We start from the raw sequence: 12,550 nt of genomic DNA, 5'->3' as shown, positions 1-12,550 counted from the left end.
CTGCCGTCGGTCCGATCCGACGCAACGCCGTCGCCCGATGCGACGGATGGAGCGAGCCCAGCCCGGAACAGATCGCCGGTCGCACCGGCTTGGCCAGTCACGAATGGATCTATCAGCACATCTACGCCGACCAGAAGCGTGGTGGTCAGTTGTCCACGCAGTTGCACAAACGCCGTCGTAAGCACCGTCGACGGGGCATGCGCGATGGCCGCGGACAGCTGACGCACCGACGTGGACAGAACGCCCCGCTGTGGTCGAGCAACGCAGCCGCATCGGCGACTGGGAGCTGGACACCATCGGCGCCTCGCACTGCAAGGCGCTGTAATTCATTTCTCATAAAGGTTGGACGCATTCCAGCGCCACTTGTCGTATCAGTCCGGCTTTTCCCGGGCCCGCTACGCCCTTGCAAAGCGCCTGGTTCAGCCAGTCAACGAAGGGCCCTTTGTGAGGGCTGGCAGGAATGGTGTCACTTATCTGTTCGAGATACGCGTAAAATTTGGCGGCTGCGCTATCCAACCCTTGGCTGCGAACGATATTGGGTCGATTCAGTTGCGTGTCCACGGCACGCAACTTGCCAAGCACCTCGGCGCGGCCGACCGTGTCCGCGATGTCGTCGGCGATCTGGTACGCATGCCCGAGCAGTTCCCCCACCTTCGCCCATGGGGCCGGGTCAGCACCACCTGTCAGGGCGCCGCACGTGGCCGCCGCCACAAAGAGGGAGCCGGTCTTGCAATGGTGATAGCGGTCGATTGGGACGTGCGTCACGGCCTCCATCGACTGTCCGGCGATCAGCCCATGACTGGGGCCGACCGCCTCCGCGACCACCTCGATCATGCGCGCGACCAACTCAGGGGCCCGCGCACCCTGCCGGCTTAGGTGTTTGAAAGCCGTCACGATCAAGGCATCGCCGGCCAGAACGGCGGTCGGCTCTCCGAATAGCCGGTGCACCGTCGGTTTGCCGCGGCGCAGCGCGGCGTTATCGAAGCAAGGCAGGTCGTCATGGACCAACGAGGCACAGTGCAGCAATTCGATTGCTGCCGCAGCTCTTGCAGCCAGCTCCGGATGGCTTGCGCCGGATGCATTGAAGACTTTCAAGCAGAGCTTGGGGCGCATCCGGGCGCCACCTGGAAACACTGCCGCTTCAAGCGCTTCCCGTAGGTGAGTCGGCGACACCGGACTCAGAGCACTACCCATCGCGGCTCGCAGCGCCTGCTCGATGAGTTCGTCGCTACCGCCAACCACATCGACTGGGTGACTCGAAATCATATCGCATCTCCACTTTTGAGACAAAAACCGGAATTGGGCGTGGTTCAACCGGTGCCGAATTAAAGGCCAATTTTGCGTCTCTTCAGGTTCTGGGGCACCGTCAAGTTAACGAATGGGAACGGCCAAGGGGTAGACGCCCGGCATGCCGACCGCACGGGGCCTCTTTATCGGCGCCATCGCTTCCCATCGGAAGTGGTCAGCTGTGCAGTTTGGTTGTATTTCCGGCTTTCCTTAAGCTTTCGCATGGTCGAGGAAACGCTGGCGGCGCGTGACCTATGAAACCGTGCGCCAGTGGGGACGTAGATTCGGCAAGGCGTTCTCCCATCGGGATCCCCCGGCGCACTCCCACTCGCGGCGACATGGCATCTGGACGAATTCGTTATCTCGATCGCGCGCGAACAACATTGGCTCTGGAGCGCTGTCGACCAGAATGGCGTCGTTCTCGACGTCTTGATCCAAAGCCGAAGAGACTCGCGCGCTGCGCAGCGGCTCATGACGAAGCTCTTTAAATCCGCCGGCACGCCGCCGCGCGTGATGATCGCTGACAAGCTCCGTTCGTACGGCGCGACGAGGGCGAAGATGGGCGTTCACGTTGAACATCGCTGGCACAAATCTCTCAACAATCGGGCCCAGAATTCTCATCAGCCGACGCGGCGACGCCAGCGGATCATGAAGCTTTTCAAATCGAGAAACCGTTGAGCCTGAAGGGACGGCCGAATCTCGAACCTTTGATAATCGACTCCTTCAGCTCAGCGGTCGATGAAGTTGGCGATGACTGTTCGCCTTATCCTTTGCGCGAAAGAGCTTGCGCAGATGGGCTGACATCTAAAGCTATTGGCCATGGTCGATAGTAGCGACTGGAGCTTGGACCGGAACTACTGACCGGGCAGGGATCTGGGACCTAACTAGCAATTGGTGTGCCACCAGAGCATTTGTGCAGTGAATGCTTCAATCGCGACGAAGGGTGCGCCTCGCCGGTGCGAGCCCCGAGGTTCAGGGTTGAGTTGCGGACATTGTGTCACCGGCCAGATACGGATGAACACCGTCAAATCTCTGAGCGATCAATCTGAAGGACAACCCAGCAATATGCGAGCTAATCGGGTCGAGCACCTTTCAAAGGCAGCACGCGGCGCTCGCATCATGCCGTTTCCAGGACCTACAAGCAGCCGGCGGTGTGCTGCCTCCGAGTAATCCCAACTGATCGAACTCGCCTGCGAATGTGCGCAATCGCACACGATTGTCAGCTTTGCGTCCATTGCCGTCGATTCGATGCTCATCCCTGGAGTATCAGCATTTTCGCCCCGGCATGACAGTTGCTCTGTTCTCGGCACCATACTCACCAGCGTACGGACTTGCCGCGGCCGCCAATGATAGATCTCCGGCAAAATTGCTAAGACGAACAGGCTGCGTCTTTTTCAACGATGACGCAGCGAATTAAGAGTTCGGCACGTCTTTGGACTGATTTCACCGTCTTTTGCGTCTATATCCGCGTCGGGCTTTCGCTCGTAAGTGTAGTAGAGCCACGACAGCACGGTTTGCCGGTTCGTTGTTCGCCCCTTCGGGACGAGCTTGAGCAATTTGGGTTTGATACGCGATTGTGCTGAAGACCCGCACCTGTTTGGTGGGGCAGCGAACGCAGGCAATCACGCTTGCGATCAAAACGCTGGCACGCAGTGCTCGCCTCAACATCTCTAACTCGAGATTGCTGGCATAGCGTTTTCGCACGGCAGTGCGCGAGTTCGGATTTGGCGCTTTGCGAACGATTAACGACTCAACTATATCCCATCGGGCATGGTAATCCGGCTAGCTAAACTGCTGCTTCAAGGTGGGGGGCGCGTAGCGGCCGCTAGCTTGGCGACCCTGTGTATCGCCGGCGTGCTCTACCTCGTTGCGACCCACGTTCAATCGGAAAAGAGAACGGTTGCGGAAACGTCAGGAAGGCCAAGCTGCCTGCCGAGCCACTGCCGACCGAAAGCGCCGGGCGGTCGATGATCGTCCAACAACTGCCCTTAAAATCATTCGTAAGGCTGCACCCTACGAGCTGCCATTTCCTGGCGAGTTCCCCGAAGGGTGGAGTACTCACATGCTGCGCCCGCAAAGACGGGCGAATGCAGCGGTAGTGCACCCGCACCTCGCCCGCTGGCACGAGGCCGCTCAGCCTGCGCCCGAAACGCCAGCCTCGGCAAATGTCGCCATGCCGCCGTGACAGGCGAGCGCAGCACGCAGCAGCAGGATCGCAACGCCCGCGCCGGAGGCCTCGCCGAGTCGCATGTTCAAATCGAGCAATGGTGCAAGTTCAAGCTCACGCAGCAATAGGCTGTGGCCGAGTTCGGCCGACACATGCCCGGCTCGGCAATGATCGAGGATACCGGGCGCCTGCCGCGCCAAAGGCAACACCGCCGCGGTGGCCACGAAACCGTCGAGCAGCACAGGAATGCGCCTGGCGCGCGCCGCCAGGACGGCACCGGCAATCGCCGCGAGTTCGCGTCCACCAAGCGCCGCCGCAACGGCGAGCGGATCGTCGAGCAGGCCGCGATGGAATTTCAGCGCCGCATCGATCGTAGTGCCCTTGCGCGCCAGCCCGGCATCGTCGACACCGGTGCCGCGGCCGGCCCAGCGCGCGCCGCGCCCGCCTATCAATGCCGCGCACAAAGTCGCGGCAACCGTCGTATTCGCGATCCCCATCTCGCCGACCACGAGCAGGTCAGCCTCGTCGGGCACCGCGCGCCAACCGGTATCGAGAGCGACGAGGAAGTCGGCGGTGTCCATCGCCGGCGCGGTCGTGAAATCGCGCGTCGGCCGCGCCAGCTCGAGCCCCTCGACGCGCAGCTCGGCACCGGCAAGCTTTGCGATCTGGTTGATCGCTGCCCCGCCCGCCGCAAAGTTGGCCACCATCTGCGCGGTGACCTCGGACGGATAGGCGGAAACACCACGCGCGGCGATGCCGTGATTGCCGGCAAACACCGCGATCGTGACGCGATCGAGCCGCGGCATCTCGCGCCGCTGCCAGCGTGCCAGCCAGAGCGCGAGCTCCTCGAGCCGGCCGAGGCTGCCCGGCGGCTTGATCAGGTTCTGCTGGCGCCGTGCGGCGGCCTCGGCGCTGGCATCGTCGCCTCCGGGGAGGTCGCGACAGAAGCCGCGGATGTCGTCTAGAGTGTTGAACTGCATGCGATTCCCCTGTCGGGCGGGACCGCAAAATAGTTCAAATCGAAGGCCACGACCATGAGTGTCAAATCGAAGGCCACGACCATGAGTGAATGGCTCGACGATCTCAGGACCGCCATAGCCTTTCTGACCCGCCTGCCGATGCCGCATCCGGACGGGGGGCGGTCGGATCAATTTGCGCGCGCGCAGCGGATGTTTCCCCTGGTCGGCGGCTTGATCGGCGCTGCGGTCGGCCTCGTCTGCCTGCTTTTGCGTGTGATCGGTGTGCCGGATCTTGCCGCCGCGGCACTCGCGCTCGGCGGCGGAGCGCTTCTGACCGGCGCGCTGCACGAGGATGGGCTTGCCGATGTCGCCGACGGGTTTGGCGGCGGCCGCGATACCGCGGCGAAACTCCAGATCATGCGCGACAGCCGGCTCGGCACCTACGGCGCGCTGATCCTGCTGGTGAGCTTCGCGACAAAGCTGTGGCGGGAGGTCGTGCTGTGAATCTCCAGCGTGTGCCTCGTGGTTGCAGTCGCCGGCTTCTGGATCGGAATCCTCCGACTGCGGCTCACACGCCGTTACGCGCGGGGCGCCATCTCGCCGTATCGCGGATGGAAGGCCTGGCATCACATCGCTGGCCTGATCGGCGGCATCTTCGTATTCACCTGGATGTTCAGCGGCTGGCTGTCGCTCAACCCCGGCGGCGCTTTCGAGGGCCCCGGCATCACCAGAGATGTCGCCGTCCGCTATAGCGGCCACGACGCTCCTGATATCGTCGCCGGATTCCGGTCGGCACCCGCGACGCCGGCAGTGGAAGCACGCTTTGCCTGGATCGGGCTCTATCACAACAATGGCCGCGAGAGCCTCGCCGACCCGGCAACGGGCGCGCCGGCAGCCCTATCGCACGACCAGATCATCGAAGCCGCGGGTCGAGCGATCCCCGGTGCGGCGATGGCGTTCTGGCGACAGATCGATGAACCGGACGCCTACTGGTAACACGCTCCACCACGACCGTCCGCTTCCGGTGTTGGGGTCGGCTTCAGCGATCCAGTCGACACCTGGCTGCACATTTCGCCCGTCACCGCCGAGATACTCGATCGCACCGACGACGGACGCCGCTCCTATCGCTGGCTCTTCAACGCGCTGCACAGCCTGGATTTCCCGCTGCTGCTGCGTTACCACCCATCGCGCGATGCCGTGGTATGGCTGCTATCGCTGATCGGCACGATCGTTTCGATCAGTGGCATCGTGATCGGCTGGCGGCAGTTGCGACGATATGGGCCTTGCGGAACCAGCCGGTGCGCATGATGCGGGCAATCCCGAGCGCGTCCGTCCGGTCGGTCTTGTTGCGCTGCGCCTTCAGCGCGGCACACATGTGGGAGGTTTCCAGTCAGACCGCCGGCAGGCCAAGTGAGCGCAACTCCGGATGCAGCCGGGGCGACCGTGATCCCGCCTCGTGGCCGAGCCGCCGCAAGCGGCCGAGATACGGCCCGAGCGCCGCCCTGATCACGTCCGGATCGGTCACCACCGCGACCTCCAGCATGTCGCCGATCTTTCCACCCTGTGCAGGTATCAAATCGAGGACAGCGCTGGCCAGCTATGAGCATCCAACGGCCCTTCCCTTGCACCCCTCTCACTCGGCCCTGAGATTTGGATCGAGCTATGCTAGTCATCGTGGACAAGAGCTAAACACCTGGTCGTTCACGATGTGACCGGTGGAGAGCATAACCAGCAACGACAACGCAAGAGAAGTTTGGGCTCGCGTTCAGCGAGCAATCGGATGGGCTATCCACACGGTGCAGGGAGCAGTGACTTCTCCTGCCCAGCGAACCGCTACTCGCCACCTTCGTAGAACAGCTCGAGCGGCAGGCCGACCAACGACTTGCCGATCCAGTCGCGCGCGATCACGTTGGATGGGCCCATAGCGATTGCAGCACGTGCGTCGCGGTAGGAGCGTTCGATCGGGCCGCGATGATAACCGTAACCACCCGTCACCGTCAGCGCGGTGGCCGCGACCTTGTTGGCGACCTCGGCGGCGTGCACCTTGAACTCGGTCAGCGGAATCAGGATCTCGCTCTGCGGCTCGCCGGCGCGCCACAGCGCATCTAGCCGGCCTGCAAGCTCGTTGCGCCAGGGCCGCAAGGTCTCGACCAGCACCTTGGCGGCGCCGAGCTCCTGCCGGATGGCCTGATAGTCCGACAGACCCTTGTTCCTGTCCTTGTGCACGAAGCTCGTGGTGTGCGCGACCGCCGCGTTCAGCGCGCCGCGCGCCACGCCTTCCCAGACCGCGCCGAGCCCGATCAGATAGACCGGCGACACGCCGTCATAGATGATCTCCTTGCCCTGCCCCTCGGCGCCGAGCCGGTCGCGTTGCGGCACCCGCACATTGCTGTAGCGGATCGGACCGGAATGATTGGCCCGCACGCCGAGGGCATCCCACGGCCGCGACTCGATTCCAGCCGACTTGCCGTCGACGATGAAGAACACGATGTCGGTCTGGTCCTTCGCACCGGGCGTGCGCGTCTGCACCACGTAATAGTCGGCCTGGCCCGAGCTCGTCGTGAACGACTTCTCGGCATTGACGAGATAGTCCTCGCCGTCGCGCGAGGCTTCGGACAGATTGTACCACCAGTGTCCGCCGGTGGCCCGCTCGCTGGTCGAATAGGTGCCGAGCAGGCCGCCATTGTTCGATTTCAGCCACCGCTCCTTCTGATCGGTGCTGCCGAACAGATTGATGGTCTGCGCCGCGCCGACATGCATCACATAGACGAGGCCGGTCGAGGCATCGGCCTGCCCGATGCGATAGGCGGCTTCCGCGAAGTCGACATGGCTGAGGCCGAGCCCGCCGAACAGCGCCTCGTTCAGCACGCCGGTCCAGCCGGCCTCCGACAGCGCGCGGAGATTTTCGCGCGGAAACCGGCTCTCCTTGTCGTTGCGGTCGGCGTTCACCTTCACGGTGGCGTCGATCGCAGCGTCGAGCCGGGCATAGACATCGTCATCGATGTTGCGGGCGAGATTGTCGTGGGCCATGGTCGTTCTCCTGTCCGGTTGAGTTTCAAGCGACAGCCTGTGTCGGCTGCCCGTTCAGATCGCCTTGCGACGATCCGCCGAGATAAAGTGTCTTGATGTCGCCGCGCCGCCGCAGCTCGGCGGCTGCACCAGCGAGCACGCTGCGGCCGTTCTCGAGTACGACGGCGTGGTCGGCAAAGCGCAGCGCAACCGCCGAGTTCTGCTCCGCGACCAGGATCGACAGGCCCTGCTCGCCGTTGAGCCGCTTGAGCGCACGAAAAATCCCATCGACGACGAGTGGCGCGAGCCCCATCGACGGCTCGTCGAGCAGCAAGAGCCGCGGCCGCGACATCAGGGCACGACCGATCGCCGTCATCTGCTGCTCGCCGCCGGAGGCCAGCCCGGCCAGCGAACGGCGCCGCTCCTTCAGCCGCGGAAACAGTGTGTAGATGCGGTCGAGATCATCTGCGGTCTCGGCGCGCGTCGCATCGCGGCCGATCGCGCCGGTGACGAGATTTTCCTCGACCGTCAGCGACGCAAAGCAGTGCCGCCCCTCAAGCACCGGCACGATGCCGGCGCGCACCAGCGCGGCAGCCGATATGCCCGCAAGATCGCGGCCATCGAACACGATGTGACCCGCGGTGATCTGGCCGCGGCGGGCGGGCAGCAGCGCCGACACCGCCTGCAACGTCGTCGATTTGCCGGCGCCGTTAGCGCCGAGCACGGCCACGATCTCGCCCGGCCGCATCCTGAGCGACACGTCGCTGACGGCGCGGATAGCGTGATTGTAGGTCGCCGCCAGGCCTTCGACTGAGAGCAGGAATTCGCTCATGGTTCGGTCCGTGAGGTTGCCGGCTGCGGGAGGCACAAGGCTCCCGCAGCCGGCGATCGGTTACTGGCCGACCGGATCGTCGCCGGAGGTGCGGGGCTTGATGCCGTGCTCAGTGGCGTAAGCCGCCGCCGACTTTTCGATGATCGGTCGCAGGGACGCCCAGTCCGGCGCGATCCAGTCCGAGACCACCTTCCACTTCGTGCCGTCCCACTGCTGGAACGTGACTAGGCCATCGCCCTCGTGATTGTCCCAGGTCACATTGATCGAATGGAACAGGCCCTTGGCGCCGAGTGCCTCGACGCGCGCCGGATCGAGCTGCAGATGCTCAAAGCCCCAGCGCACCTCGTCGCCGGTCAGGGTGCGCTTGCCGAATTTGGCCTGAGCGATCCTGATCGCCTCGACATTGAGGATGCCGTTCACGATGCCGAGGTTGTGATAGACGCTGCCGATCCGCTTCTTGTCGTCGAGATTGCCCTTGCCGGCGCCATAGACCGTCTTGATCACCTCCTGCAGCACCGGATATTCGGCGCCGGAGGCCTGCGTGGTGATCGCGATGTAGCCCTTGGCGGCATCGCCCGCCGGGATCACGTCCTCTTCCGAGTTGGACCAGACGTTGCCGATGATGTGGTCCGCCGGGAAGCCGACCTTCTGTGCGGTCTTCAGCGCCACCGGGTTCATCACGCCCCAGCCGCGGAGCACCACATAGTCGGGCTTGGCACGCCGGATCGAGAGCCATTGCGACTGCTGCTCGTTGCCAGGATGCGGCACTTCGATCTGTTCGACGCTGAAGTGATACTTGTCGGCAAGGAGCTTGTAGATCGGGATCGTCTCCTTGCCGTAGGGCGAGCCGTGATAGAGCACGACGATCTTCTTGTCCTTCAGCTTTTCGACGCCGCCCTCGCGCCTCGCGATGTAGTTCACGATGCCTGATGTCTCGCTGTAGGGGTTGAGCAGTAGCGGAAAGACGTAGGGAAACACGCGGCCGTCGGTCGAATTGGTGCGGCCGTGGTTGATGGTGATCAGCGGCACCTTGTCCTTGGTGATGCGATCGATCATAGCGTAGGCGATGCCGACCGAGAGCGGATTCCAGGCAGCGACGCCGGGCCGGTTCTTCAGCCTCTCATAGACCTCGACGCCGCGTTCGACCTCGTACTGGGTCTCGCCCTCGTCCCAGGTGAGCTTGACGCCGTTGACGCCGCCGTCGCGGATGTTGATCAGGTTCAGATAGTCGATGAAGCCGCCGAAGAAGCCGGTGCCGCCGGCCGCGTAGGGGCCGACCCGGTAGCTTTGCAGCGGGAAGAACTGCTCGTCGGCGCGTGCGCCGGGCGCGCCGGCCAAACCAAGGGCGCCCACCACACCCAGCACGAACTTCAACTGTCGTAACCTGGTCATCGTCAGCTCCTTGATGTGTCAGTTGCAGAAAACGTCTTGTCGCGGAAGCCCCACGCGGCCGAGGCCGCCCGAAATCGGTCCCACAGCGCAATCAATCCGCGGGGCTCGGCGATCAGGAAGGCGATGATCAGCGCGCCGATCACGATGCGCTGGCTCATCTCCAGCACGCCCGAATCGAACACGCCGCCGAGCAGCGCCGCACCCAGCCGCGACAGCACCAGGGGGAACACCACGATGAAGGCAGCGCCGAGAAACGCGCCGCGCAGCGATGCCAATCCGCCGATGATGATGATGAAGAGGATCTGGAACGAGCGATCGAGATTGAACCCGGCCGGCTCGACCGTGCGCAGATAGGCGAAGGCCCACAGCACCCCGGCAACCCCGATCAGGAACGAGGAGACGCCAAACGCCAAGAGCTTGGTCCGCAGCAGCGGCACGCCGATGACTTTTGCCGCGACCTCGTGATCACGGACGGCGATGAAGTTGCGGCCGGTCTGCGCTTGCAGCAGCCGCAATGTCAGGACCGTCGCCACCGTCACCACGGCCAGCGAGAACAGATAGCGGCCCGCGGCGCTGGTGAAGGAATAGCCGGCGACGGTGAGCGCCGGCGCGTCGATCACGCCTGACGGGTTGTCGTTGGAGAACCAGCCGAACTTGGTCAGCGCCCACTGCACGAAGAACTGCGCGGCGAGTGTCGAAACCGCGAGATAGAACCCGCGCAGCCGCATGCTCGGCAGCCCGAACACGATGCCGATCACCGCTGCGACGAGGCCGGCCAGCACGAGGTCGAGCAGCAGCGGCAGTTCGGGAAGACGAAGGTGAAGATTGTAGGCGGCATAGGCGCCGATCGCGAGGAATGCGGCGGAGCCGAGCGAGACCTGTCCGGCATAGCCGGTCAGGACGTTGAGCCCGACCGCGGCGAGCGCCAGCGCGAGGAACGGCGTCAGCACCGCATCCATCAGGTAGTCCGAACCGACGAGCGGGATCACGCCGAATGCGATCACGGCAGCGATGCCGATCAGGATGCTATCGATCACGGGCAAGGTCCTGAGCGATGTCCCGCGCGATGTCGAGGCGACGTTCATGCCCTAAACCCTCTCGACCAGCTTCTGCCCGAACAGCCCCGACGGTCGCACCAGCAGGAATGCCAGCGCCACGACATAGGCCGCCCAGGCCTCGATGCCGCCGCCGAACAGCGGGCCGACATAGACCTCCGCGAGCTTCTCGATCGCACCGATCAGCAGACCGCCGACGATCGCCCCGGCGATCGAATCGAAGCCGCCGAGCACCAGGACCGGCAGCGCCTTCAGCACCACGAGTGAAAGCGAGAACTGCACGCCGAGTCGCGCGCCCCACAATAGCCCGGCGACCAGCGCGACGATCCCGGCGACCGTCCACACGATGGCCCAGACTCGCGGCAAGCGCAGGCCGACTGCTAACGCCGCGAACGGATCGTCGGCGACGGCGCGGAACGACAGCCCTGTCCGCGTAAAGCGGAAGAACAATGCGAACAGCGTCACCAGGCTTCCCGCAACCGCCGCGGCGAACAGATCGAAGCGGCTGATGAAGACGCCCGCGATGTCGAGCGGCACGTCGCTGATGCCGATGTCGAGGCCGTGGACCTGGGCGCCCCACAATAGTTGCGCCGCACCTTCGATCACGTAGGACAGCCCGAGTGTTGCCATGAACAGGGTGATCGGCGGCTGGTTGACCAGCGGCCGCAGCACCACGCGCTCGACGGCGACACCGAGCGCGACCATGATCGCCAGCGTCGTGAGCAGCGCGGCCGGAAACGCGATGCCGCGCTCGACCAGGCTGACGAAGGTCAGCGCCGCGAATAGCAGCATCGCGCCTTGCGCGAAGTTGAGCACGCCAGAGGTCTTGTAGATCACCACGAAGCCGATCGCGACCAACGAATACATCACGCCCGACAGCAGGCCGCCGACCAGCACTTCGATCAGGAATTGATAGTCGAACATCAGAGGGTGAGCTCCGTTTCGTCCGCGTGCGCGACGCCGAGATAGGCATCGACCACCGCTTGGTCGGACCTCACCTGGTCAGGCGTTCCGTCGGCGATCTTGCGGCCGTAGTCGAGCACCGCGACGCGATCCGACAACCCCATGACGACGCCGATGTTATGCTCGATCAGCACGATGGTGGCGCCATAGCTGTCGCGCGCATTGCGCACATGCGCGGCCAATTCGTGCTTCTCGCTGATGGTGACGCCCGCGAACGGCTCGTCGAGCAGCAGCAGCGCCGGCCGCGCCACCAGCGCGCGTGCGAGTTCGACCCGCTTCTGCAGGCCGTAGGGCAAGGTGCCGGCGGCGCGGTCACGCACATCGGCCAGGTGCAGTAAGCCGATGACGTCTTCGGCGGCGGCACGATTCTCCGCCTCGATCCGCCGCGCCAGGGGCGAGCCGGCGATCTGGCGCAGGAAACCGGCACGGACGCGGTGCGCCAGTCCCATCAGGACGTTGTCGAGCACGGAGAGGCCCTTGAACACCGCGAGATTCTGGAACGTCCGCGCCACGCCGTGCTGCGCCAATCGTGCCGTCGGCACGTGAGCAAAGGAATGCTCGCCGAGCCACACCCGGCCCCGGTCGGGCCGGTAGAGCCCGCTGATGACATTGAGCAGCGAACTCTTGCCGGCCCCGTTGGGCCCAATCACCGCACGGATCTCGCCCCGCGCGACCTCGAGATCGATGTCGCGCAGCGCGGCGACGCCGCCGAACGAGAGCGAGATGTCCGCAAGCGCGAGCACCGGCCGTGCGGCGTCATCCCCTCGCGGCGCAAGCAGCCGCTCCCCAGTGCCGGCGCCTCCGGCCTTGGGGGGAGAGAGCGCCAGCTCGACAAGGGCGCCATCCAGCGGAAGCACGATCACGCTTGCTGCGATCATCGTCACGC

The 12,550-nt window shown here is 64.4% G+C and carries 10 protein-coding genes and 3 pseudogenes; 4 read left to right on the top strand and 9 right to left on the bottom strand.

Annotated features, from left to right (window positions below; genetic code table 11):
• Positions 1 to 59 precede the first annotated feature (59 nt).
• Positions 60 to 322: pseudogene (locus ACP2YO_RS12435) on the top strand (IS30 family transposase); the annotation flags it as partial.
• An 11-nt stretch (positions 323 to 333) separates the two neighbouring features.
• Here ACP2YO_RS12435 and ACP2YO_RS12430 read toward each other — a convergent pair.
• Positions 334 to 1,266 (bottom strand): polyprenyl synthetase family protein, encoded by a 933-nt coding sequence (locus tag ACP2YO_RS12430; RefSeq protein ID WP_426441128.1) that lies wholly within the window; start codon positions 1,264 to 1,266, stop codon positions 334 to 336.
• A gap of 142 nt (positions 1,267 to 1,408) precedes the next feature.
• Between ACP2YO_RS12430 and ACP2YO_RS12425 the strand changes: the two are divergent.
• Positions 1,409 to 1,953, top strand: a pseudogene (locus ACP2YO_RS12425) (IS6 family transposase); the annotation flags it as partial.
• A 1,467-nt stretch (positions 1,954 to 3,420) separates the two neighbouring features.
• On the opposite strand, the gene cobT reads toward ACP2YO_RS12425, so the two are convergent.
• Entirely contained in the window at positions 3,421 to 4,434 is a 1,014-nt protein-coding gene (gene cobT, locus ACP2YO_RS12420; protein WP_426441127.1) for a nicotinate-nucleotide--dimethylbenzimidazole phosphoribosyltransferase, read from the bottom strand.
• Between the two features lie 54 nt (positions 4,435 to 4,488).
• Here cobT and ACP2YO_RS12415 point away from each other — a divergent pair, with 54 nt between their 5' ends.
• Positions 4,489 to 4,917: an adenosylcobinamide-GDP ribazoletransferase gene (locus ACP2YO_RS12415; protein WP_426441126.1), complete on the top strand. Its 429-nt coding sequence runs from the start codon at positions 4,489 to 4,491 to the stop codon at positions 4,915 to 4,917.
• Between the two features lie 18 nt (positions 4,918 to 4,935).
• Positions 4,936 to 5,409 carry a hypothetical protein gene (locus tag ACP2YO_RS12410; protein WP_426441125.1) on the top strand — a complete coding sequence of 158 codons (474 nt, stop codon included), beginning with the start codon at positions 4,936 to 4,938 and terminating at the stop codon, positions 5,407 to 5,409.
• Between the two features lie 250 nt (positions 5,410 to 5,659).
• On the opposite strand, the pseudogene ACP2YO_RS12405 reads toward ACP2YO_RS12410, so the two are convergent.
• The 7 genes and pseudogenes from ACP2YO_RS12405 to ACP2YO_RS12375 form a co-directional block, all read right to left on the bottom strand.
• A pseudogene (locus ACP2YO_RS12405) lies at positions 5,660 to 6,010 on the bottom strand (hypothetical protein); the annotation flags it as partial.
• A 236-nt stretch (positions 6,011 to 6,246) separates the two neighbouring features.
• Positions 6,247 to 7,443, bottom strand: coding sequence for an acyl-CoA dehydrogenase family protein (locus tag ACP2YO_RS12400; protein WP_426441124.1), 1,197 nt, complete (start codon positions 7,441 to 7,443; stop codon positions 6,247 to 6,249).
• A gap of 25 nt (positions 7,444 to 7,468) precedes the next feature.
• Entirely contained in the window at positions 7,469 to 8,254 is a 786-nt protein-coding gene (locus ACP2YO_RS12395) for an ABC transporter ATP-binding protein (RefSeq protein WP_426441123.1), read from the bottom strand.
• A 60-nt stretch (positions 8,255 to 8,314) separates the two neighbouring features.
• Positions 8,315 to 9,646 carry an ABC transporter substrate-binding protein gene (locus tag ACP2YO_RS12390; RefSeq protein WP_426441122.1) on the bottom strand — a complete coding sequence of 444 codons (1,332 nt, stop codon included), beginning with the start codon at positions 9,644 to 9,646 and terminating at the stop codon, positions 8,315 to 8,317.
• A 2-nt stretch (positions 9,647 to 9,648) separates the two neighbouring features.
• Positions 9,649 to 10,731 carry a branched-chain amino acid ABC transporter permease gene (locus ACP2YO_RS12385; protein WP_426441121.1) on the bottom strand — a complete coding sequence of 361 codons (1,083 nt, stop codon included), beginning with the start codon at positions 10,729 to 10,731 and terminating at the stop codon, positions 9,649 to 9,651.
• Between the two features lie 3 nt (positions 10,732 to 10,734).
• On the bottom strand, positions 10,735 to 11,625 hold the full coding sequence (locus ACP2YO_RS12380) for a branched-chain amino acid ABC transporter permease (RefSeq protein ID WP_426441120.1): 891 nt from the start codon (positions 11,623 to 11,625) through the stop codon (positions 10,735 to 10,737).
• On the bottom strand, positions 11,625 to 12,542 hold the full coding sequence (locus ACP2YO_RS12375) for an ABC transporter ATP-binding protein (protein WP_426443153.1): 918 nt from the start codon (positions 12,540 to 12,542) through the stop codon (positions 11,625 to 11,627). Before ACP2YO_RS12375 ends, ACP2YO_RS12380 begins: the two co-directional genes overlap by 1 nt.
• Positions 12,543 to 12,550: the final 8 nt, after the last annotated feature.

This window comes from Bradyrhizobium genosp. P (assembly GCF_049949265.1).
Taxonomy (GTDB): domain Bacteria; phylum Pseudomonadota; class Alphaproteobacteria; order Rhizobiales; family Xanthobacteraceae; genus Bradyrhizobium.
The sequence above is the reverse complement of the archived record's forward strand: the minus strand, read 5'-3'. Positions and strand labels throughout refer to the sequence as shown.

Coding starts and splice junctions, on each gene's coding strand:
- cobT (WP_426441127.1), bottom strand. CDS start 4,434: ATGCAGTTCAACACTCTAGACGACATCCGCGGCTTCTGTCGCGACCTC.
- ACP2YO_RS12385 (WP_426441121.1), bottom strand. CDS start 10,731: ATGAACGTCGCCTCGACATCGCGCGGGACATCGCTCAGGACCTTGCCC.
- ACP2YO_RS12395 (WP_426441123.1), bottom strand. CDS start 8,254: ATGAGCGAATTCCTGCTCTCAGTCGAAGGCCTGGCGGCGACCTACAAT.
- ACP2YO_RS12430 (WP_426441128.1), bottom strand. CDS start 1,266: ATGATTTCGAGTCACCCAGTCGATGTGGTTGGCGGTAGCGACGAACTC.
- ACP2YO_RS12390 (WP_426441122.1), bottom strand. CDS start 9,646: ATGACCAGGTTACGACAGTTGAAGTTCGTGCTGGGTGTGGTGGGCGCC.
- ACP2YO_RS12415 (WP_426441126.1), top strand. CDS start 4,489: ATGAGTGTCAAATCGAAGGCCACGACCATGAGTGAATGGCTCGACGAT.
- ACP2YO_RS12380 (WP_426441120.1), bottom strand. CDS start 11,625: ATGTTCGACTATCAATTCCTGATCGAAGTGCTGGTCGGCGGCCTGCTG.
- ACP2YO_RS12400 (WP_426441124.1), bottom strand. CDS start 7,443: ATGGCCCACGACAATCTCGCCCGCAACATCGATGACGATGTCTATGCC.
- ACP2YO_RS12375 (WP_426443153.1), bottom strand. CDS start 12,542: ATGATCGCAGCAAGCGTGATCGTGCTTCCGCTGGATGGCGCCCTTGTC.